19 protein-coding genes are annotated in these 21,560 nt (G+C 74.4%); 13 read left to right on the top strand and 6 right to left on the bottom strand.

Translation table 11 applies throughout. The features are described from left to right. Positions 1 to 20: 20 nt before the first annotated feature. Both ACWD4U_RS26580 and ACWD4U_RS26575 read left to right on the top strand, forming a co-directional pair. Positions 21 to 2,591 carry a phosphatidylglycerol lysyltransferase domain-containing protein gene (locus ACWD4U_RS26580; RefSeq protein ID WP_363456256.1) on the top strand — a complete coding sequence of 857 codons (2,571 nt, stop codon included), beginning with the start codon at positions 21 to 23 and terminating at the stop codon, positions 2,589 to 2,591. A gap of 231 nt (positions 2,592 to 2,822) precedes the next feature. Further along, a complete protein-coding gene (locus ACWD4U_RS26575) occupies positions 2,823 to 3,437 on the top strand; it encodes a class F sortase (protein WP_363456336.1) in 615 nt (204 codons plus the stop codon). Between the two features lie 21 nt (positions 3,438 to 3,458). Here ACWD4U_RS26575 and ACWD4U_RS26570 read toward each other — a convergent pair whose 3' ends face one another. Further along, positions 3,459 to 3,953, bottom strand: coding sequence for an SsgA family sporulation/cell division regulator (locus ACWD4U_RS26570; RefSeq protein ID WP_363456253.1), 495 nt, complete (start codon positions 3,951 to 3,953; stop codon positions 3,459 to 3,461). Positions 3,954 to 4,371: 418 nt separating this feature from the next. On the opposite strand from ACWD4U_RS26570, the gene ACWD4U_RS26565 reads away from it, so the two are divergent. The 3 genes from ACWD4U_RS26565 to ACWD4U_RS26555 all read left to right on the top strand — a co-directional run bounded on the left by ACWD4U_RS26565 (position 4,372) and on the right by ACWD4U_RS26555 (position 8,103). Then, positions 4,372 to 6,195, top strand: a complete 1,824-nt coding sequence (locus ACWD4U_RS26565) for a DEAD/DEAH box helicase (protein ID WP_363456333.1) — start codon at positions 4,372 to 4,374, stop codon at positions 6,193 to 6,195. A gap of 384 nt (positions 6,196 to 6,579) precedes the next feature. Next, complete coding sequence (locus tag ACWD4U_RS26560) at positions 6,580 to 7,230, top strand: IclR family transcriptional regulator (protein ID WP_363456250.1); 651 nt, start codon at positions 6,580 to 6,582, stop codon at positions 7,228 to 7,230. Positions 7,231 to 7,278: 48 nt separating this feature from the next. Continuing rightward, positions 7,279 to 8,103: a hypothetical protein gene (locus ACWD4U_RS26555; RefSeq protein ID WP_363456247.1), complete on the top strand. Its 825-nt coding sequence runs from the start codon at positions 7,279 to 7,281 to the stop codon at positions 8,101 to 8,103. A gap of 113 nt (positions 8,104 to 8,216) precedes the next feature. On the opposite strand, the gene ACWD4U_RS26550 is transcribed toward ACWD4U_RS26555, so the two are convergent. The 3 genes from ACWD4U_RS26550 to ACWD4U_RS26540 form a co-directional block, all read right to left on the bottom strand. After that, complete coding sequence (locus ACWD4U_RS26550; RefSeq protein ID WP_363456244.1) at positions 8,217 to 8,975, bottom strand: helix-turn-helix domain-containing protein; 759 nt, start codon at positions 8,973 to 8,975, stop codon at positions 8,217 to 8,219. Between the two features lie 187 nt (positions 8,976 to 9,162). Continuing rightward, positions 9,163 to 9,645, bottom strand: a complete 483-nt coding sequence (locus ACWD4U_RS26545) for an Lrp/AsnC family transcriptional regulator (RefSeq protein ID WP_363456241.1) — start codon at positions 9,643 to 9,645, stop codon at positions 9,163 to 9,165. A gap of 63 nt (positions 9,646 to 9,708) precedes the next feature. Further along, complete coding sequence (locus tag ACWD4U_RS26540; protein WP_363456238.1) at positions 9,709 to 10,230, bottom strand: hypothetical protein; 522 nt, start codon at positions 10,228 to 10,230, stop codon at positions 9,709 to 9,711. Between the two features lie 178 nt (positions 10,231 to 10,408). Here ACWD4U_RS26540 and ACWD4U_RS26535 point away from each other — a divergent pair, with 178 nt between their 5' ends. The 4 genes from ACWD4U_RS26535 (at position 10,409) to ACWD4U_RS26520 (ending at position 15,797) form a co-directional block, all read left to right on the top strand. Beyond that, on the top strand, positions 10,409 to 11,113 hold the full coding sequence (locus ACWD4U_RS26535) for a response regulator transcription factor (protein ID WP_363456235.1): 705 nt from the start codon (positions 10,409 to 10,411) through the stop codon (positions 11,111 to 11,113). Between the two features lie 17 nt (positions 11,114 to 11,130). Beyond that, positions 11,131 to 12,504: a HAMP domain-containing sensor histidine kinase gene (locus ACWD4U_RS26530; protein WP_363456330.1), complete on the top strand. Its 1,374-nt coding sequence runs from the start codon at positions 11,131 to 11,133 to the stop codon at positions 12,502 to 12,504. Positions 12,505 to 12,692: 188 nt separating this feature from the next. After that, the gene (locus tag ACWD4U_RS26525; protein WP_363456232.1) at positions 12,693 to 14,240 is read left to right on the top strand and encodes a glycoside hydrolase family 18 protein; all 1,548 of its coding nucleotides are present in this window, start codon (positions 12,693 to 12,695) and stop codon (positions 14,238 to 14,240) included. Positions 14,241 to 14,384: 144 nt separating this feature from the next. Continuing rightward, entirely contained in the window at positions 14,385 to 15,797 is a 1,413-nt protein-coding gene (locus tag ACWD4U_RS26520) for a glycosyltransferase 87 family protein (RefSeq protein ID WP_363456229.1), read from the top strand. Positions 15,798 to 15,834: 37 nt separating this feature from the next. Here the strand turns inward: ACWD4U_RS26520 and ACWD4U_RS26515 are convergent, their stop codons facing one another. Continuing rightward, positions 15,835 to 16,254, bottom strand: a complete 420-nt coding sequence (locus ACWD4U_RS26515) for an SsgA family sporulation/cell division regulator (RefSeq protein WP_363456226.1) — start codon at positions 16,252 to 16,254, stop codon at positions 15,835 to 15,837. A gap of 311 nt (positions 16,255 to 16,565) precedes the next feature. Here ACWD4U_RS26515 and ACWD4U_RS26510 point away from each other — a divergent pair, with 311 nt between their 5' ends. Together ACWD4U_RS26510 and ACWD4U_RS26505 are read left to right on the top strand one after the other, a co-directional pair. Beyond that, positions 16,566 to 18,500 carry an RDD family protein gene (locus ACWD4U_RS26510; protein WP_363456223.1) on the top strand — a complete coding sequence of 645 codons (1,935 nt, stop codon included), beginning with the start codon at positions 16,566 to 16,568 and terminating at the stop codon, positions 18,498 to 18,500. A gap of 121 nt (positions 18,501 to 18,621) precedes the next feature. Continuing rightward, positions 18,622 to 19,299 (top strand): RDD family protein, encoded by a 678-nt coding sequence (locus ACWD4U_RS26505; RefSeq protein WP_363456220.1) that lies wholly within the window; start codon positions 18,622 to 18,624, stop codon positions 19,297 to 19,299. Positions 19,300 to 19,484: 185 nt separating this feature from the next. Here ACWD4U_RS26505 and ACWD4U_RS26500 read toward each other — a convergent pair whose 3' ends face one another. Then, on the bottom strand, positions 19,485 to 19,844 hold the full coding sequence (locus ACWD4U_RS26500; RefSeq protein WP_363456217.1) for a hypothetical protein: 360 nt from the start codon (positions 19,842 to 19,844) through the stop codon (positions 19,485 to 19,487). Between the two features lie 371 nt (positions 19,845 to 20,215). On the opposite strand from ACWD4U_RS26500, the gene ACWD4U_RS26495 reads away from it, so the two are divergent. After that, positions 20,216 to 20,905, top strand: a complete 690-nt coding sequence (locus tag ACWD4U_RS26495) for an endonuclease V (protein WP_363456214.1) — start codon at positions 20,216 to 20,218, stop codon at positions 20,903 to 20,905. Between the two features lie 125 nt (positions 20,906 to 21,030). After that, positions 21,031 to 21,504, top strand: a complete 474-nt coding sequence (locus ACWD4U_RS26490) for a hypothetical protein (protein ID WP_363456211.1) — start codon at positions 21,031 to 21,033, stop codon at positions 21,502 to 21,504. The last annotated feature ends 56 nt before the right edge of the window (positions 21,505 to 21,560 follow it).

Below are 21,560 nucleotides of genomic sequence, written 5' to 3'. Positions count from 1 at the left end.
CACGGAGGTCCCACCCGCCCATGTGGCAGTCGCTTCTCGACGCCTACCGGCAACGGATCGTGGAGACCGGCCGGGAGCCGCTGTTCCTGCTGCTGCTCGGTCTGGTCCTGTCGTTCCTGTCCATCCGCTTCTCCACCCGGATGATCCGGGCGCAGGTCCGCTGGTGGCCGGGGAACGTCACCCCCGGCGGCCTGCACATCCACCACGTGGTGTTCGGGCAGGCGCTGCTGCTGATCTGCGGCGTGTCGGCGTTCGCCATCCGGGGCGACGGCGGCGCCTGGTGGAACCTGCTGGGCTTCGGCTTCGGCGTCGGGTGCGGCCTGGTGCTGGACGAGTTCGCCCTGGTGCTGCACCTGAAGGACGTCTACTGGAGCGAGCAGGGCCGTACCTCGGTGGACGCGGTGGTGCTGGCGGTGGCGGTGATCGGCCTGCTGCTGATCGGCGAACTCCCGCTCGGCGGCTTCATCTCCCACCCGGACGGCCCCACCCTGGCCGGGGCGGCGGTGCTGTTCGCCCTGGTGGTGGTCAGCCTGCTCAAGGGCAAGACCTGGACCGGGCTGCTCGGCATCATGCTGTGGCCGGTCGCCCTGGTCGGGGCCGTCCGGCTGGCCCGCCCCGGCAGCCCGTGGGCGCGCTGGCGCTACCGCTCGCGGCCGCGCCGGATGGCCCGCGCCGAACGCCGCGAGGACCGCATCCACCGCCGGCTGGTCGCCGCCAAGACCGCCGCCTACGACCTGGTGGCCGGCAGCCCCGACACCGGTGCCGGCCGGCCCGACGCCGGAGTCGACGCCGCGGCGCCGCCCGTCGCCGTCCCGGTCGCCGAACCCGTGCCGGCCCCGGCGCCCGAGCCCGCGGTCGAACTCCCCGTCCCCGGCTGGCGGCTGCGCTGCGCCGAGGTCGCCCAGTGGTACCTGCGGATCGCCACCCTGCTCAACCTGGTCGGCGCGGTCGTGGTGCCGTTCCGCGAACAGGTCGACCGGGCCAACCGCGGCGAGTACTTCACCCCGGTCCTGGTCACCTCCGGCTTCACCACCGCACTGCTGGCCGGGCTGCTCGCCGTGATGCTGCGCCGCCGCAAGCGCGCCGCCTGGCTGACCGCGCTCGCGCTGACCGCACTGCACGTCGCCGTCTACGCCCTCGCACTGGGCTTCCCCGAGTACCGCGCCCACCCGTTCAACTGGGTCTCCACCGCGGTCACCCTGGCCCTGCTGGTCGTCCTGTGGCTGGGCCGCGCCGCCTTCCGGGTCCGCGGCGGGCGCGGCAACCTGTCGCTCGCCGCCGCCGTCCTGCTGCTCGGCGGCGCCGCACTCACCTTCCTCGGCGCACTCGCCGTCCGGCTCAGCCACGCCGACGGCGTCCCGAGCTGGGGCGAGGCCGTCGGCTACGTACTGCTGCGCCTGGTCACCCTCTCGGGGGTCGTCCAACTCAGCGACGTCGACGTGCCGCGCTGGATCGACGTCGCCGTCAACCTGCTCGGCACGGCGCTGCTGCTGCTCACCCTGCGGATCCTGCTGCGCTCCCCGCGCGGCACGGACCAGCAGAGCCCCGAGGACGAGCTGAGACTGCGTCAGCTGCTCGCCCGGCAGGGCGGCCGCGACTCGCTCGGCTACTTCGCGCTGCGCCGCGACAAGTCGGTCGTCTGGTCGCAGAGCGGCAAGGCCGCCGTCGCCTACCGGGTGGTCAACGGCGTGGCGCTGGCCTCCGGCGACCCGCTCGGCGACCCCGAGGCCTGGCCGCAGGCGATCGAGGACTGGCACCGGCAGGCCCGCGCGCACGCCTGGATCCCCGCCGTCACCGGCGCCGGCGAGCAGGGCGGCACCGTCTACGCCCGGGTGGCCGGCCTGCGCGCCCTGCACCTCGGCGACGAGGCGGTGGTCGACACCGCCGGCTTCACGCTGGCCGGGCGGGACATGCGCGGCCTGCGCCAGACCAGCCGCCGGGTCGCCCGGGCCGGGTACCAGGTGGTGATCCGCCGTCACCGCGACATCCCGCCCGACGAGTTCACCGCGCTGGTCCGGCTCGCCGACGCGTGGCGGCACGGCCGCACCGATCGCGGCTTCTCGATGGCCCTCGGCCGGCTCGCCGACCCCGCCGACGGCGACTGCCTGATGGCCGAGTGCCGAGACGAGAACGGCCGCACCGCCGCGCTGCTCTCCTTCGTCCCCTGGGGGTCCGACGGGCTGTCGCTCGACCTGATGCGACGCGACCGGGAGTCCGACCACGGCCTGGTCGAGCACACCGTCGCCGAGCTGCTCGAACGCGCCCGCGAAGGGGCGGAGCCGCTGGCCGGGGTGGCCCGGGTCTCGCTGAACTTCGCGATGTTCCGCGAGGTCTTCGAGGAACGCCTGGGCGCCGGGCCGGTCCTGAGACTGTGGCGGGGGGTGCTCCGCTTCCTCTCCCGCTGGTGGCAGCTGGAATCCCTCTACCGGGCCAACGCCCGCTACCGGCCCAGCTGGGAGCCGCGCTTCGTGCTCTACGACAAGCCCTCCGAACTCCCCGCGATCGGCCTCGCCAACGCCCTGGCCGAGGGCTTCCTGACCCGCCCCCGCCTCCGCGGCCGCCGCACCACGCTGGGGGAGCTCCGCGACTGACACCCGCAACGCGCGCTGCGCGCGGCGGGAGGAGCTTGCGATGAGCTTCGCGGGGCGCCGGGCCGGACGGTCGTGCTTCCCGCCTTCCGGCCGGAGGCCGTGTGCTGCGCGCGGCGGGCGGGTCGCTTGGCTGAGGGGGTGTCACCCGGAGGGGCTTGCGGGGGTGCTGGGGGTGGTGGGCGTGGGTTGACTGGGCGGGTCGTGGTCGGTGGGCGGGCGGGAGGTGGTGTGGTGGGCGGGCGGTGGTCGGGGGCGGTGGCGGCGGGGGGTGCGATCGTCCTGGGGGCCTGGTTGCTGAACGGCGGGCTGGGGGCGCTGCCGCCCGCGCCGGGCATCGCGCAGGCGTACGACGGGACGCCGGTGGGGCCGGTCGTCCCGCCGTTGCCGCCCTCGCCGCCGGTGCGGATCCGGATCCCGGTGCTGGGGGTGGACGCCCCGGTGGCCCGGCTGGCGCTGGACGCGCAGGGCCGGCTGCAGCCGCCGCCGGACGCCGACCGGAACCTGGCGGGGTGGTACCGGGACGGCGCCGCGCCGGGCTCCAGCGGGGCGGCGATCCTGGCCGGGCACGTGGACAACGCGCACGGCCCGGCGGTGTTCTACCGGCTGGGCGCGCTGCGCCGCGGCGACCAGCTGGAGATCGCCCGGGCCGACCGGGCCACCGCCTGGTTCCAGGTGGACGGCGTCGAGGTCTACCCGAAGCAGGACTTCCCGGACGCCAAGGTGTACTCGGCGACCCCGGACTCCCAGCTGCGGCTGATCACCTGCGGAGGCTCGTACACCCATGGGGGCGGGTACGACGGCAACGTGGTGGTCTACGCGCACCTGGTGCGCACCGGGAAGGACTGACGTGCGCTGGCGGCCCGGCGGTCAGGCGAGCAGTTCGGCGAGCGCCCGGTCGGCGTCCAGGTGCCGTAGCTCCTGGCCCTCCGGCACGGTGAGGTAGCTGCTCCACAGGAAGCGGCGCAGCGCCTCGCCGTCGAACTGGAGCAGGGCGACGCCCCCGGGGGAACGCAGTTCGACCATGGTGCGCCCGCCGAGTGCCGGGCGGATGTGCACGTCGCCCTCGCCGCTGGGCAGGTCCAGGCCGGTGGCGAGCAGGTGGCGGGCGAACACCCAGGTGATCTCGGCGGGTGGCGGGGGCCCGTCGAGCACCGGGCCGTCGGCGGGTTCGAGTGCGTCGAAGGGTTCGAGCGGGTCGGTGTCCACGGCGTCCAGGGCGTACTCGGCCGGGAACAGCATGGCGACCGCCAGCGGATCGTCCGACCGGTAGCGCAGGGTCACCCGGAGCCGGGCGGTGCGGTGGGTCGTGACGATCAGACGGGCGTGGGTGGTGTGCTCGACCACCGCGGGCACTGCGTACACGGCGTTTCCTTCCGGGGGCGTGCGAATGCGGGAGTGGCCGGTGCCGACTCCTGCTACTGAAGAGTCGAAAGTGGACGAAGTGATTACGCCCGTTTCCGGACTTCCTGATGTGATCTGCGTCATGCTCGGCCGGGCGGGCGTCGGGGTGGGTCCGAGGCGGACGGGGAGGCGGCGGTCCGCGGCGGCGGGTCGAACGAGTTGTCGCCCGGCGCGGTCGCGGTGGCGAGGCGCTGACGGGTGGTCAGCCGGAATGGGACGCGCGCCACAGGGGCGTGCCGTGGCCCCCGTCCGGCTGCGGGGACGGGCTAGGCTGGGCGGGTTCCACGCCTGCCCGCCGACCGCGGGATCGGGGCCGAATACCGGCTCTGACCTGCGACGACCCTGTTCGGAGACCGTGACTACCGCCGCCTCCTCCTCGATGTCCCCGCTGTTCTCGCACGCGGACGCCGCCCATCCCCGGCCCGCCGGGACGTCCGCCGCCACCCACCTCTCCCCGGCCTTCCCGGGCCGTGCCCCCTGGGGTACCGCGGGCAAGCTGCGGGCCTGGCAGCAGGGTGCGCTGGACCGGTACATCGAGAGCCAGCCGCGGGACTTCCTGGCGGTCGCCACCCCGGGCGCCGGCAAGACCACCTTCGCGCTGACCCTGGCCTCGTACCTGCTGCACAACCACCTTGTGCAGCAGATCACCGTGGTCGCGCCCACCGAGCACCTGAAGAAGCAGTGGGCCGAGGCCGCCGCCCGGATAGGGATCCGGCTGGACCCGGCGTACTCCTCGGGCCCGCTGTCCAAGGACTACCAGGGCATCGTGGTGACCTACGCGGGCGTCGGGGTGAACCCGATGCTGCACCGCAACCGGACCGAGGCCCGCAAGACGCTGGTGATCCTGGACGAGATCCACCACGCCGGTGACTCGAAGTCCTGGGGCGAGGCCTGCTTCGAGGCCTTCGAGCCCGCCACCCGGCGGCTCGCCCTGACCGGCACGCCGTTCCGCTCGGACACCAACCCGATCCCGTTCGTCCAGTACGAGGCGGGCGGCGACGGCATCCGCAAGTCGGTCGCCGACTACACCTACGGCTACGGGCACGCGCTCTCCGACCACGTGGTCCGCCCGGTGATCTTCCTCAGCTACTCGGGCAACATGCGCTGGCGCACCAAGGCCGGCGACGAGCTGGAGGCGCGGCTCGGCGAGCCGATGACCAAGGACCTGATCGCCCAGGCCTGGCGCACCGCGCTGGCCCCGCAGGGCGAGTGGATCCCGGCCGTGCTGCAGGCGGCCGACCGGCGGCTGTCCGAGGTCCGCAAGGCCATCCCGGACGCCGGCGGCCTGGTGATCGCCACCGACCAGACGGTGGCCCGCGCCTACGCCAAGCTGCTGCGCGAGATCTCCGGCGAGAAGGTCACGCTGGTGCTCTCCGACGAGGCCGAGGCGTCCAAGCGGATCTCCGACTTCGCCGAGGGCACCTCGCGCTGGATGGTCGCGGTGCGCATGGTGTCCGAGGGCGTCGACGTGCCGCGGCTGTGCGTCGGCGTGTACGCCACCTCGATCTCCACCCCGCTGTTCTTCGCCCAGGCCGTCGGCCGCTTCGTGCGTGCCCGCAAGCGCGGCGAGACCGCCTCGGTCTTCCTGCCGACCATCCCGATGCTGCTCGGCTTCGCCAACGAGATGGAGCTGCAGCGCGACCACGTGCTGGACCGCCCGAAGAAGGAGGGCGAGGGCCTCTTCGACGAGGAGGACCGGCTGCTCGCCGAGGCCGAGAAGACCAAGGACGAGGCGGACGGCGGCACCGAGGAGTTCTCCTACGAGGCGCTGGGCAGCGACGCGGTCTTCGACCGGGTGCTGTACAACGCCATGGAGTTCGGCATGCAGGCGCACCCGGGCAGCGAGGAGGAGGAGGACTACCTCGGCATCCCGGGCCTGCTGGAGCCGGACCAGGTGCAGATGCTGCTGCAGAAACGCCAGCACCGCCAGATCCAGCGCTCCAAGGCCAAGCCCGCCGAGGAGGCCGACCTGCTGGAGCTGCCCGCCGAGGAGCGGCCGGTGGTCACCCACCAGGAGCTGCGGGAGCTGCGCAAGGAGCTGAACGCGCTGGTCGCCGCCTGGCACCACCGCACCGACCAGCCGCACGGCACCATCCACAACGAGCTGCGCCGGCAGTGCGGCGGCCCGCTCACCGCGCAGGCCACCGCCAACCAGCTGAAGGCGCGGATCGGCCGGATCCGGGAGTGGGCGACCCAGGGCTGAGACCCGGCGCCCCTGAAGAACCGTCACTTCTCGGCCAGCCCGGGAGCCGGTGTCCGGACTCCGGAACACTCTCGAACTGGTGCGCGGTTCAGGGCCGGGTAAATGGGTGGTTTTGTCCTGTATCACATCTCGAAAACGCGTCGAAACAGATCGGATTTTGGACAACCACTTCCGCTGTACACCCCCGGTTCACTAGCGTCTCCCCACACTCGATCGGGCCCCACCCCGTAGCCCGGGAGAGTGCCGCGGAGCTCTGTGCCCTTGTCGACGTCGCCGAGGCGCGGACTCCCGCGCGGACACCCCCCTGCGCGCGCTCAAATCCGGTTCGTCCCACGGCAGTTGTGTCGTAGGGTCGGCCTCGCCGCGGAAAGGACCAGGCGCGTCGTGACTGCTGAGACCTCCCAGACCCTGGACAGGGGTGTCCGGGTACTGAAACTGCTCGCCGATTCCGAGCGCGGGCTGACGGTGACCGAGCTGGCCGCCCGGCTGGCCGTGAACCGCACCGTCGTCTACCGGCTGCTGGCCACCCTGGAGCAGCACGGCCTGGTGCGCCGCGACATCGGCGGCCGGGCCCGGGTCGGCCTCGGCGTGCTGCGGCTCGCCCACCGGGTCCACCCGCTGCTGCGCGAGGCGGCGCTGCCCGCGCTGCGCTCGCTCGCCGAGGACCTCGGCGCCACCGCCCACCTGACCCTGGTGGACGGCAACGAGGCGCTGGCCGTCGCCGTGGTCGAGCCGACCTGGACCGACTTCCACGTCGCCTACCGCACCGGCCTGCGCCACCCGCTCAGCGAGAGCGCGGCCGGCCGGGCGATCCTGGAGGCCCGCGCCTTCCCCGGCCAGCGCCGTCCCGACCAGGGTTTCGTGATCACCCGTGCGGAGGAGCAGTCCGGGGCCAGCGGTGCCGCGGCGGCCCTGCTCGGGCTGAGCGGCATCGAGGGCAGCGTCGGCGTGGTGATGCTCAACGGCCTGGTCCCGGAGCGGGTCGGCCCGCGCGTGGTGGAGGCGGCCACCGAGGTCGCCGACGCGCTGCGCTGATCCGACTGGGCGTCCTCGGCGGCGCCCGCGGTGTGTTTGGATGCCGGTGTGTCCGAAACCAAGCAGCAGCCCCCGGTCGCGAAGCGGCCCTCGGCGATCTCCCCGAAGACCCGTGCGCTGACGCTGTGCGCCCTGCCGGTGGTGGCGCTGTTCGCGGTGGCCGCGTTCGTCCCGCTGCCGTACACGCTGGAGTCGCCCGGCGTCACCGCGGACACGCTGGGCCAGTACCAGGGCCGCCAGGTGATCACCATCACCGGTGCCCCGGTGCGCGCCACCACGGGGCAGCTGCGGGCGGTCACCATCTCGGCCACCAACCCGGGCGAGCGCAACAGCCTGTGGGACTCGCTGCTGGCGTGGACCGACCCCAAGCAGGCGGTCGTCCCCACCGAGCAGGTCTACCCGCAGAGCGACCCGGACAAGGCGCAGCAGGTGACGGAGCAGCAGATGACCGAGTCCCAGGACAGTGCCACGCTGGCCGCGCTCGGCTACCTGCACCTCTCGCCCGCGCAGGTGAAGGTGGTCATCGACCTCGGCGACATCGGCGGCCCGAGCGCGGGGCAGATGCTGGCGCTGGGCATCGTGGACAAGCTGGCGGGCGACGGCAAGGGCGGGGACCTGACCGGCGGCAGGATCGTGGCCGGCACCGGGACGGTGGACGCGGACGGGCGGGTCGGCGAGGTCGGCGGCGTCCCGCTGAAGACCCAGGCGGCGGCCCGGGACGGCGCGACGGTGTTCCTGGTGCCGCGCGGCGAGTGCGCCCAGGCCAAGGTGAACACCCCGGCGGGACTGCAGCTGGTGCCGGTGGACACCCTCGCCGACTCGATCGCCGCGCTCGGCGCGCTGAACAGCGGCGGCGCGGTCGCGCACTGCTGACGGTCGTCCGCGGCCGACGGCGGCCGTCCCGACGGTCGTCGGGGCAACGGGCCGGGCGTGGCACCCCCGTGCGCCCGGCCGTCGAGTGCGTCACCCCTCGGTACGGCGGGGTCCTACAGTCCGAAGGCGGCGGTCACCAGGTCGTCACCGACCCTGGTGCGCAGTTGGGCGGCGATCTGCGGTAACCGGTGCGCCTGCGTCATCGGCAGTCCCACCGCCACCGCGGCGAGCCCGCTGCCCAGCACGATCGGCACCGCCGCCCCGGCCAGCCCCATCGCGTACTCCTGGTACTGGGTGATCGGCGCGGCCCGCTGCGGTCCCTGCCGGGGCAGCAGCGGGAGGTGGGCCGGTTCCCGCAGGGTGTACGGGGTGAACGGCACCATCGGGTAACGGGCCAGGTGGGCCCGGCGCTCCTCGGCGGACATCAGGGCCAGCAGGGTCTTGCCGGCCGCGTGGGCGTGCGCCCCGGCCCGGAAGTGCCGCGGGTCGGCGGTGGGTGCGCCGGGGGCCGCGGCGGCGGCGACCAGGTCGATCTCGCCCTCCTTGTACCAGGCGAAGTGGACGGCCGCGGACAGCTCGTGGGCGAGCCGGCCGAGCAGCCCGTCCAGCCGGGACCGGCCGGCCTCCGGACTCTCCTCCCGGGTGAGTCCGGAGACCGCGGGCCCCGTCCGGTACAGGCCCTGACGACGCTCCAGGTACTCGTCGTGGACCAGGGTGCGCAGCAGGTGGTAGGTGGTGCCGAGGGCCAGCCCGGTGTCCCGGGCGAGCTGCTTGGCGGTGGCGCCCGCCGGGTAGCGGGCGGCGGCCTCCAGCAGGCGCAGCGCGCGCTGCGCGGAGGCGATCAGGGTGGGGGCGTCGGTGATCCGGCTCATCGGACCACCTCGGTGGTCCGAACGGCCTTGCGGGACCGCCGGGTTGACGCATGGACAGCTGGCGGGCACTCAGTGAGTGCGGTCCGTATGCTCATGGCTGGGATCTTTGCGTGCACGAGCAAGAGGCATATGCCAATATTCGCCCGGCGACGGTAGACACGCCCGAAACGCCGGAATCGGTCTGCGGTCAGGCCCCGGTGGCCTGCGCCACCAGCGGCAGGATCCGGTACGGCACCGGGTTCTCCAGCGCGATCGCGGTGGACGCCCGGACGATCCCGTCGAAGCCCACCACCCGGTCGATCACCCGCTGCAGGTCCGCGTTGGAGCGCGCGACGATCCGCACCAGCATGTCGCCGTGGCCGGTGATGGTGTGCAGTTCCAGCACCTCCGGCACCGCCGCCAGGTGCGCCCGGACGTCCGCGCCCTGGCCCTGGGAGATCTCCAGCGTGGCGAAGGCGGTCACCGGGTAGCCGAGCGCCGCCGGGTCGACCTGCGGGCCGAAGCCGCCGATCACCCCGCGCGCCTGCAGCCGGTCCAGCCGCGCCTGCACGGTGCCGCGGGCCACCTGCAGCCGGCGCGAGCACTCCAGCACCCCGATCCGCGGCTCCTCGGTGAGCAGCCGGATCAGCCTGCCGTCCAGCGCGTCGATGGCGTCGGGGTGCGAGGACACGGCGGGGCTCCGTTCACTGGGCGGGCGTTCGACCGACATTGTGCGGTCGCACGGCGCCGTCCGTCAGCCCGGGACGGTCTGCACGTCCGGCGGGTGGCCGTTCCAGGTGACGAAGACCGAGGACGTGCGGCCGTCCTTGGAGAAGTCGATCCGCATCCACTGGTCGCCGTGCCAGACCTGCATCCCCCAGCCGGTCTCCGGGGTCGCCGACACCAACTCGGCCTCGGTGGCCCGGAGGTCGAGCGCCACCCGGCCGCCCGGCACCAGGTAGCTGTGCACCGAGGTGGTCGGGCTCGGCGAGCGCTTCACGGCCGGGGTCCGGCTCGGCGCGGACGGCGTCGGGTCGGGGTCCGGGTCGGGGCTCGGCGCCGCGGTGGTGGCGTCGGCGGCCGCGGAGGTGGCCGGGGCGAGCGTCGGCGGCGGCGCGTCCCGGGTCTGCGCGGTGCCCGCCGTCGGCAGCGGCACCGCCACCGGCTCGTCGAACACCGTGTCCGCCAGCACCGCGTGCACGCCGAGCCAGGACAGCGCCACCGCCGCCCCGGTGGCCGCCGTCCAGGCGCCGAGTTTTACCAGTCCGCTCCGCATCGCGGGACATCCTGCCGTACGAAGGTCACGACCAGGTCAGTGGCCCGGACATTCCTCAGAAACCTTGCGGAAAAAGGGTGCAAGCGCGCCGGAAAGCGACTGGACCTGCCCGTCTTCCAGTGGCCTAAACCACCCGAGGTACAGACCAGTTCGCCGTGATGGCGTACCGTGCAGCCCCATGGCAACAGTGCTCGTGGTCGAGGACGACCCTTTCGTACGTTCCGCCCTGATCCGCCATCTGTCCGACTGCGGCCACGCCGTACGTTCCGTCGGCACCGCGCTGGAGGCGTTGCGCGAGGTCGCCCAGGTCGGCTGCGACCTGGTCGTGCTGGACCTCGGGCTGCCCGACCTGGACGGCAGCGAGGCGCTGAAGATGATCCGCGGCCTGACCAACGTCCCGGTGATCATCTCCACCGCCCGGGACGACGAGGCGGAGATCGTCCGGCTGCTCAACGACGGCGCAGACGACTATCTGGTGAAACCTTTCTCCGGGGAACACCTCACCGCCCGGATGGCCGCCGTCCTGCGCCGGCTCGGCGGCGGCGCCCTGACGGCCCCCCAGGTCCTGCGGGTCGGCGGCCTGACCATCGACCCGCAGCGCCGCGAGGCCCTGCTCGACGGCCGCCGGCTCGACCTGACCCGCCGTGAGTTCGACCTGCTGGCCTTCCTGGCCGGCCGGCCCGGCGTGGTCGTCCCGCGCAAGGAGATCCTCGCCGAGGTCTGGCGGCAGACCTACGGCGGCGACCAGACCATCGACGTCCACCTCTCCTGGCTGCGCCGCAAGCTCGGCGAAACCGCTTCCAACCCGCGCTACCTGCACACCGTCCGCGGCGTCGGAGTGCGACTGGAGGCACCGATCGGGCCGGGCGGGTGCACGACGTGAGCCGGATCCTCAGCTCACTGCGCTGGGCGCTGATCAAGGCCGCCATCGCCGGCACCATGATGGTCGCCCTGGCGTTCCTCATCCCGCTCGGCCTGATGGTCCAGCAGACCGCCCGCGACCGGGCGTTCACCGCCGCCGAACGCCAGGCCGCCGCGCTCGGCCCGGCCCTCGCCATCACCACCGACCAGGACGCCATCGCCCGCGCCCTGGCCTCCACCGACGCCGGCGCCCAGGAACGCCTCGCCGTCCACCTGCCCGCCGGACCGGTGGTCGGCACCGCCCGGGTCGACCAGGACGGCCTCAGCACCGCCGAGCAGCAGGGCCGGGCCGGCACCGTCCGCGCCCCCGGCGGCTACGCGCTGCTCCAGCCGGTCGCCGTCGACAACGGACGGGTCGCCGTGGTCGAGGTGTTCGTGCCCGACGCCGACCTGTCCCGCGGCGTCGGCACCGCATGGCTGGTGCTCTCCGGCGTCGCCCTCGCGCTGGTCGCGGTCTCCGTCGCGGTCGCCGACCGGATGGGCACCCGGATCGTCCGCTCCGCCCGCCGGCTGGCCGCCGCCGCCCGTTCGCTCGGCTCCGGCAACCTCACCGTCCGGGTGCCGGTCGACGGACGCGAGGCCGCCGGCGCCCCCGAGGAACTGCGCGAAGCCGCGCAGGCCTTCAACGCGATGGCCGACCGGGTGGTCCACCTGCTCGCCGCCGAACGCGAACTCGCCGCCGACCTCTCGCACCGGCTGCGCACCCCGCTCACCGTGCTGCGCCTCAACGCCGCCTCGCTCGGCGACGGCGACGCCGCCGACGCCACCCGGCACGCCGTCGCCCAACTGGAGCGCGAGGTCGACCAGATCATCCGCTCCGCCCGCCGCGACCCGGTCGACGCCCCGGCGGTCGCGCTCGGCTGCGACGCCGTCGAGGTGATCCGCGAGCGCGTCGCCTTCTGGTCCGCGCTCGCCGAGGACGAGGGCCGCCCCTGGCAACTGGCCGGCGACGAGCGGCCCGTCCCCGTCCCCGTGCAGCGCGGCGACCTGGCCGCGGCCGTCGACGCGCTGCTCGGCAACGTCTTCCGGCACACCGCCGTCGGCACCGCCTTCGCCGTCGACCTGTTGGCGACCGAGCACTCGGTGATCGTCCTGGTCGGCGACGGCGGCCCCGGCTTCACCGACCCCGACGCCGCCATCCGGCGCGGCGCGGGCCACGGCGGCGAGGGCTCCACAGGCCTCGGCCTGGACATCGTCCGCAAGCTCGCCGAGGCCACCGGCGGCGACCTCGCCCTCGGCCGCTCGGCCGTCCTCGGCGGCGCCGAGATCCAACTGCGGCTCAACACCCGCACCGAGGTCCAACTGCCGCGGCAGCAGCGCCGCCGCCCCGGCCGCCCGACCCGCCGGAACTGACCGGATGCCGCCGCCGAACGCTGCCGCCGCGGGGGATGCAGCGAGGTGTCGGACCTTTTCCTTAAGTACGGCCTAAGCGGCCACTACCGCTGCCTCAGCAGACGAAATCCGGCCACCGCCGACGGCTAGCGTCAACGGCGGCCGGGTGCGAGTCCCCGGCTCACCCACTGCGCGGAGGTAGCCGAAGCATGACCAGCAGCAGCCAGCCGACCCGATCCGCCGGCCACCGCCGCCGTCCGCGCCGCAAGCCCCTGGTGGCCGGCGCCGCGACGGTCGCCGTGCTGGCCGCCGCCGGGATCGCGGTGCTCGCCCAGTCCGCGGACGCCGCCGCGCTCGGCGCGGCCTACAGCCGCACCAGCGTCTGGGAGTCCGGCTACACCGGCCAGTACCTGGTCGCCAACTCCACCTCCGGCACCATCCAGGACTGGACGCTCAGCTTCGACCTCCCGGCCGGCGCGAGCATCTCCTCGCTGTGGAACGCCTCCTACACCGTCAGCGGACGGCACGTCACCGTGAAGCCGGAGAGCTGGAACCGCTCCCTCGCGCCCGGCAACACCGTCGACGTCGGCTTCGTGGTCCAGGCCGCCGGCGCCGCCCAGGCCGAACCCGGCAACTGCCGGATCAACGACACCGCCTGCACCGGCGGCACCGGCCCCGCGCCCACCCCGTCCGGCCGCCCCACCACGGCGACCCCGACCCCGGCCCCCACGCCCAGCCCCAGCGCCACCAAGCCGACCGCCGCCCCCAGCAGCGCCAAGCCCACCACCCCGGCGCCCACCCCCACCCCGACACCGACCAGCACCGTCGTCCCGGCCGGCACCGCCCGCTTCGCGCCGTACATCGACACCTCGCTCTACCCGGCCTACGACCTGCTCGGCACCGCGAACGCCACCGGCGTCAAGAACTTCACCCTCGCCTTCGTGGTCTCCGGCGGCGGCTGCACCCCCAAGTGGGGCGGCGTCACCGACCTCGGCTCGGACGCCGTCGCCGCCCAGATCGGCGCCCTGCGGGCCAAGGGCGGCGACGTCCGGGTCTCCTTCGGCGGCGCCAACGGCAGCGAACTCGCCCTCGCCTGCACCTCCACCGCCGACCTGGCCGCCGCCTACCAGAAGGCGATCGACGCCTACGGCCTCACCAAGCTCGACTTCGACATCGAGGGCGGCGCGATCGCCGACACCGCCGCCAACACCCGCCGCGCCCAGGCCATCGCCCAGCTCCAGCAGACCGCCGCCGCCAAGGGCCGCCCGCTGGACGTCTCCTTCACCCTGCCCGCGCTGCCCACCGGCCTCACTCAGGACGGCGTCAACCTGGTCGCCGGCGCCAAGGCCGCGGGCGTCCAGCTCGGCGCGGTCAACATCATGGCGATGGACTTCGGCGACGGCGTCGCCCCCAACCCCCAGGGCCGGATGGGCACCTACGCGATCGCCGCGGCCACCGCCACCCAGGCCCAGCTCAAGTCCGTCCTCGGCGTCGACGACGCCACCGCCTGGGCCAAGACCGCGGTCACCCCGATGATCGGCGTCAACGACGTCGCCACCGAGGTCTTCACCGTCGCCGACGCCACCCAGCTCGCCGACTTCGCCCGCGGCAAGCACCTCGCCTGGCTGGCCATGTGGTCCGGCACCCGCGACAAGGCCTGCCCCGGCGGCGCCAAGGGCTACGCCGACGCCACCTGCTCCAGCATCGACCAGCAGCCGCTCGCCTTCACCAAGGCCTTCGCCGCCTACACCGGCTGACCCCGCACGTCGGCCGCCACCGCGCGCCGTTGCCCCGGGCCCGAGGAGGGGAGCCCGGGGCAACCGCGCGCAGTGGCGCATCCGGGCAGGTCCGGTAGTGTCGGCTGCTGGCCCACGGGGGCCGACGGCGGACGGAGCGAGACAGTGACCACGGTGCAAGCGGACCGGACGACGCCCCCCGGGCGCGACCCGCAGCCCCCCGTACCCGCCTGGCGCCGCCCGCTCACCGCCCCCGCCCGGCTGCTCGCCGACCTCGCCGCCGCCCTGCGCGCCGCCCCCCGCCGCCCGCTGCTCGCCGCCACCGCGCTCGCCGCACTCTCGCTGGTCGCGTACGCCACGGTGCGGCACTTCGTCGGCACCTCGATGGTCGACATGATCGTCTACCGGGCGGAGGGCGCCGCCGTCGCCCACGGCCGCGACCTCTACGCGATCCGGGTCACCGAGTGGGACCTGCCCGCCACCTACCCGCCGTTCGCCGCGATGCTGTTCGTGCCGACCACCTGGTTCGGCGTCCCGTTCCTGCGGATCGCCGTCACCGCCGGAAACCTCGCGCTGCTCGCGCTGCTCGCCCACCTGTCCTTCAAGCTGGTCGGCTGGCCCCGCCGCGAGGTGCGGCCGATCGGCGTGGTCCTGATCACCGGACTGGGTGTCTGGCTGGAACCGGTCTTCACCACGCTCCGCTACGGCCAGATCAACCTCGCGCTGGCCTGCCTGATCCTGTGGGACCTCACCCGCCCCGACAGCGCCCGCACCAAGGGCCTGGCGATCGGCCTGGCCGCGGGCATCAAGCTCACCCCCGGCCTGTTCGCCGTCTACCTGCTGATCACCGGCCGGGTTCGGGCCGCGTTCGTCGCCGGTGCGACCTTCCTCGGCACCTTCCTGATCGGCGCCCTGGTGCTGCCGGACGCCACCCGCGGCTTCTGGACCACCTACCTGTTCGACTCCACCCGGGTCGGCAAGACCGTCATCGTCGACAACCAGTCACTGCGCGGCATGGTCGCCCGCCTGCTGCACGCCGAGAACCCCGGCCTGCCCGCCACCGCGCTGGCCGCCGCCGTCGCCGTCGCCGGACTCGCCATCGCCGCCTGGGCGCACCGCAGCGCCCGCTGGTCGCCGCGCGCCGAGGCCTGGAGCGTCTGCGCCGCCCTGGTCACCGCCGTCCTGATCTCCCCGATCAGCTGGACCCACCACTGGGTGTGGTGCGTGCCGATGCTGGTGCTGCTCGCCGCCGAGGCCGCCCACGAGCGCTCCCGCCCGGCCGCCGTCCGGCACCTGCGCTGGCGGCCGATCCTCGCCCTGACCGTGCTCGGCTTCCTCTCCTTCGGCATGTGGGTCGTCCCGCACAAGGGCGACCTCGACCAGCACCTGCCCGCCCTGCACCAGCTCCCCGCCTCGGTCTACCCGCTGCTCGGCCTGTGCTTCCTCGCGGTCGCCGCGCTCCGGGTCCGCTCCCGGCGGATCGCCGCCGGCGCCCCGCTGGTGCGCGTCCCCGCGCAGCGCCCCGGCCCGGACGGGCTCGGCAGCGCCGGTGCCCAGAAGGCCCCCGCGGCCCGCTGAACAGTCCGCTCCGCCGCAGTCCGCTCCGCCGCGCCCCTCACGCCAGCAGCTCGGCGAGCGAACCGTCCAGGTCCAGCGCCTCCAGCTCCGCACCCGGCGGCACCAGCCGGTGCGCCCGCTCCAGCCAGGCCGCCACCGTCGCCAGCGGCGCCTCCAGCAGCGCGTCGCCGGCCGGCGAGCTCAGCGCCATGCACAGTACGCTGCGTCGCCCCGACCGGGTCGGCCAGATCCGCACGTCCCCCTGCCCGCACGGGCGGAACGTCCCCTCCACCAGCAGCTCCCGGGCGAACACCCAGGTCACCGGCGTCCCGCTGTCCAGGTGGAACGCCACGTACACCGCGAACGGGTCGTGACTCCCGTACGACAGCCGGGCCGGCACCGGGACGCTGCGCTCCGGCGACAGCACCAGTTCCAGTTCCAGTTCCTGCTCCACCACGCCCGTCGACTGTCCGGCCATGACCGCTCACCCTCCTCGCACCGCGGGGCCGCCGTTCGGCCCCCGCACCCGGAGAGAGGGGGAGGGCCGCGCACTCTTACACGGGTTCGCACAGAACTTTTCCCGCACCGCCCCGGTTGTTCCCCACGGGGCCGGATGCGCGCCCCCGCGGACCTGGCGGGTACGGCGAGTTCCACGACTTCCGGTGAACCCGGGGGACGAGGTCCGTCCAGGTACTACCCTTTGTGACTGCCCGGCGACTCTCCGCCCGCGGCTCCCCCACGCACATCCGCACGCCTGCTCGCCGCGGTGCCGGTACGAAGGAAGACGCAATGACGGACCGGCCCTCCCCAGGTGGCACCACCCTCGGCGCGTCCGCACCCGGCGAGGCCGGCCGACCCGGCTACTACCCCGACCCCTCGGTCCCCGGCTTCGTCCGCTACTGGGGCGGCCACGCCTGGGTCCCCGGCACCAGCCGGGCCGCCCCCGCCCCCGGCGAGCTGCTGGAACCCCCGCGCTTCGTCGCCCGCCACCTCAGCCCCCCGCCGTACCTCACCCCGCCCGGCGTCGCCGCCCCGGCGCCCGCGCTGACCGAGACCGGGCCGGTCTACCTCGACGAGACCGGCGCCGGCGCGGCCTTCACCATGGCGGCGAGCGCGTCCGCCCCCGGCACGCCGCCGGTGGACCCGCTACAGCCGCCCCGCGACCTGGAGCTCCGCCCGCGCACCGGATCCGAGCAGCTGCGCCCGGTCGAACCCGCGCCCTGGGCCGTGGCCGGCAACGGACTCCAACCGGTCACCACCCCGGAGTCCTGGGCGACCGCTGCCGCCCTCCGCTCCGCCCGCGAGGTCGAGGCCGCCGCCCGCCCGCTGGAACTCGCGCCGAGCGCACCCCGCAGCGACACCGGGCTGCACGACTCAGGGCTGCGCGACTCGGGGTTGCACGACTCAGGGCTCCACGACGGCGCTCAGCCGTACCCCGGCGGCGGACTGCTCGGGAGTCCGGCGCCCTACGCCGACGCCGGACTGCTCGGCGGCGATGCGATGCCGCCGGCCGACGCCGGGCCGTACGGGGACATGCAGCCGCACGCCGAGGCCGCGCCGGCAACCGGGCCGGCGTCGCCCGCCGTGTTCGCGTTCACCCTCGGCGAGGAGCTTGCGCCGTTCGAGTCGCCGTTCGAGTCGCCATTCGCGAAGCCCTCCGGGTCGCGCGCCGAGTCGCCCGTCGAGGAGCTCGCGCCGCGGCCCGCACAGCCGCTCGGCGGGACGCCCTGGCACGGTGCGGCCGGACCGGACCCCGCCAGGCCCGACTCGGTCGGCCTGGCCGCCGGTCCGGCGCCGCTGCACGAGCCGCTGCCCGATCGGCTCCCGGTGTCGCTTCCGGAGCCGCAGCCGTCCGCCGACTCCGGATGGCGGGCCGATCCGCGGGCGCAGCGCGGGCTGATGGAGACCGGCGACGCACCGCGCTGGGTCTCGTGGGGCGTCGAGTCGCCGACCGCCGCTGACGAACCGTCAGCAGAACCGTCGCAGCAGCCGTCCGCCGCGGCACCCCGCGCGGCGCACGTCACCAGCGAACGGGTCCGTCCGCCGCGCTGCCCCGAGCCCGAAACCGCCCCTGCCGCTGCTCCCGCCCCCGCCCCCGCTCCCGCGCCCGCTGCTTCGTCCGCCGCTTCGTCCGCCGCTGAGCGCCCGCGCCGTACGCCGTCGAAGCCCTCGACCGGCTCCGCCACCCGACCCACCCCCGGCTCCACGTCCGGAGCGCGGCGGGGGAGTGCCGCCCCGGTGCCCGCGGCGCTCGGGGCGCGGGCGTTGGCGTGGCTGCTGGACGGGGCGGTGACCACGGTGGTTGCGGCGGCCGTCGCGGTGCCGGTGGCCGGTCCGGCGATCGAGCACCTGCAGCGGAAGGTCGAACGGGCCGAACTGGCCGCCAGGATGACCGGCCACCAGTCCCAGGTCCTGCTGCTGGACCAGGTGGTGCTCGGCCGCCTCGGCGCCCTGCTCGGGGTGCTGCTGCTGTTCGGGCTGCTCTACCAGGTGCTGCCGACCGCCCGCACCGGCCAGACCTTCGGCAAGCGGCTGGCCCGGGTCCGGGTGGTCGCGGCCGGCGGTACGCGTCCGCCGGGTGTCGGCCGTTCGCTGCTGCGCTGGCTGGTGCGCTGCCTCGGCACCGTCGTGCTGATCGGTCTGCTCGCCCCGCTGCTGGACCGTTCCGCCCGGCGCGGCTGGCACGACCGCGCGGCCCGGACCCGGGTGGTCCGGGCCGGCTGACCTGGCGTCAGCGCAGGTTGACGAGTCGTCAGGGCAGGTGCGGGTCGTGAAACGAACCCAAAGGGGCCGAAACGACGCAAATGTCCCAACATCGTAGTATTCACGGTGTTCTACTCGGGGCATGAGCACCCAGGAACCCAACGGCACCGAGCCGGAGGAGGGCGCCAGGCCCTCGTTCGACAAGCAGCCCCCGTCGGCGGGCAGCCCGTACGAGACGCCGCCCGGCTACGGCGGTCAGTACGGTACCCCGGCCGGTTCGGGCTCCCCGTACGACAACCCGCCGCCCGGGTACGGTCCGCCGCCCGGGCAGACCCCGCCCCCCGGCGACCCGTCCGGCTCGCCCTACGGCGCGCCGGGCCCCGGGCCGGTGCCCGGGATGCCGGCGCTCGGTGGCTGGGGCGCGCGGATCGTGGCCAAGGTGATGGACTGGGTGATGGTGCAGGCGGTGGCGATCGTGGTGCTGCTGCCGTTCGCGAACTTCGGCAAGCAGGACGGCTGGGTCGGTTCGGCCTGGCTCGGCTACCTGCTCTTCCTGGTCTACGAGGGCGTGATGTTCAGCCGGGACGGCCAGACCCTCGGCAAGAAGGTGATGAAGGTCCGGGTCGCGATGCTCGCCGACGGCTCCGAGCCCACCCCCGGCGCCGCCTGGACCCGCGCCGCCACCTTCGTCGTCCCCGCGCTGATCTGCTGCGGCGGCCTGTGGTGGCCGGTCGACGGCCTGTTCGGCGTCTTCGACAAGCCCTACCGCCAGTGCGTGCACGACAAGGCGGCGAAGACCGTGGTGGTCTCCACCGCCTGACACGTCGTCGGGCCCTGGCCCGTCACCGGCCCCTGGCCCGTCGTCGGAGGCCGGCGCGTCATCGGTCGCTGATGCGTCACCGGTCACCGGTCACTGGTCGCTGGGCCCCGGGCACTCGGCAGCGGTCGACCTGCCGCGCGCCCGGGAGTTCTCCGTCCCCGGTCGGACGCCGCCCGCCGCGCTCGCTACCGGGACTGGCGGGCGTACTCCGGCTGCGGCAACGCCGTGCGGACCGGGAGTTCCGGCGCGGCCGTCGGCACCTGCCCGGACGGGGGAACCTGCCCCGCCGCTGGTGCCGGCGCGGTCGCGGGCTCGTCGCGGCGCGGCGAGGAGGAGACCAGCGCGGTGACCAGCGTCCCCAGCGCCACCGCGAAGCCGCACAGCACCGCGACCTGCCACACCCCGGTCTCCCCGGAGACGGCCAGCAGGGCCACCGCCGCGGCGGCCGTGATCAGCGTGCCGAGCGCCAGCTGTCCGGCGCTCGGCGTGAAGTTGACGGATCGTGAAGCAGCGGATGGGGCGGTGGACCGGCGAGCGCGGGCCATGGCAGTCAACCCTTCACGCGGAGCGGACGGTTCGGCGATGCGGCGGCGGCGCGGGCTCCCGGACAGTGATCCGGGCCCGGTCGTCGGGCGGGCCGTTGGGCGGGTGCAGCCCGTCGCGGTCCGGTAAGTACAGCCTAACCGTTGGGAGTTGGCATATGCGGGGGCACGGGGGGCGCACGGGCTCACGCGCCCGCCACCGTCACCCCCGACGTGCTTATGGGACGCAACGCCGCCACTCGATAGCGTGGACCGGTGCGCGAGCGGGCCCGCCCGCTCGCATGCCTTGACCTGCGACCCGTGACCTGCGACCCGTAACCCGTAACCCGCGACCCGTGACCCGCGACCCGCCGCCGACGTGACCCGGAGCCACCGTGACCGTTCCCCCCGACTGGCCGACCACCGCAGACGCCGCCCGCGCCGAACAACACCGCCTGCGCCCCCTGGTCGACCCCGAAGGCCCCGAACCCCCGCGCCGCCCCGGCACCCTGATCGCCGGCGTCGACGTCGCCTACGACGACGAACGCGACGTCGTCGCGGCCGCCGCCGTCCTCCTCGACTACGCCACCCTCGACGTCGTCGAACAGGCCACCGCCGTCGGCCGGGTCGCCTTCCCCTACCTCCCCGGCCTGCTGGCCTTCCGCGAACTCCCCGCCGTCCTCGACGCGCTCTCCCGCCTCACCCGCACCCCCGACCTCATCGTCTGCGACGGTTACGGCCTCGCCCACCCCCGCCGCTTCGGCCTCGCCAGCCACCTCGGCGTCCACACCGGCCTCCCCACCATCGGCGTCGCCAAGACCCCCTTCACCTTCCACCACGACCCGCCCGGCCCGAACCGCGGCGACTGGACCCCCCTCCTCGACGGCCCCGAAACCGTCGGCCGCGCCCTCCGCACCCGCCAGGGCGTCAAGCCCGTCTTCCTCTCCACCGGCCACCGCATCGGCCTCCCCCAAGCCACCGCCGTCACCCTCGCGCTCACCCCTTCCTACCGCCTCCCCGAAACCACCCGCCGCGCCGACTCCCTCTGCCGCCGGGCCCTCGCCGCCACCGCACTCCACACCTGACCGACTTCCGCCACCAGGCAGCGTTTTGACGAGCCGTGGCATGTGTTAGACATATGGATTGGGGCCAACTTTCCTTCCGGCCCCGGCGGTCAAGCGGGCAGCAGGTACGGGGGAGGTACAAGAACGTGAGCACAGGTGGCAACGGCTACCGCGTCGAGGTCGACAGCCTCCGGGCGTTCGCCGCGCAAGTCCGCGGCCTGCTCAAGGAGTTCGAAGACGGCGCAGGCGGCTCGAAGGTCCACGGCATGACATCCGTGGGCTCGTCGGCGTTCGGCAACTTCGCGGAGGCAGAGGCGCTGCACGCGAAGTACGGCGAGATGCGGGACACACTGAAGCAGGTTCTGGACGGGCTTCAGGCCGCGATCGACGAGGTCCAGCAGCGGGCTGAGCGGACCGCGACGAACTACGAGGAGCAGGAGCACGGAACTGTTCGGCAGATGAAGCTGGACAGTGACGGTTGGTCGGTCGGTGGCGCGCCCACCCTCCGCACGACCTCGTCTGCCGGTTCACGTTCGCGGTCCGGAGTGCCGCAGGACTCGCGGCCGCCTGCCGGGAACAGCTCGCCGGCCGGTAGCGGAGAGCCGCACCCGACATGGTGACGAACCGGACGAACAGCAGCCTGGGCGAGGACCGCCCCACGGGTCGGCTGGAGGGG

The organism is Kitasatospora sp. NPDC002522 (assembly GCF_053595195.1).
Note: the sequence above shows the minus strand (reverse complement) of the source record. Positions and strands in the feature narration are given on the sequence as shown.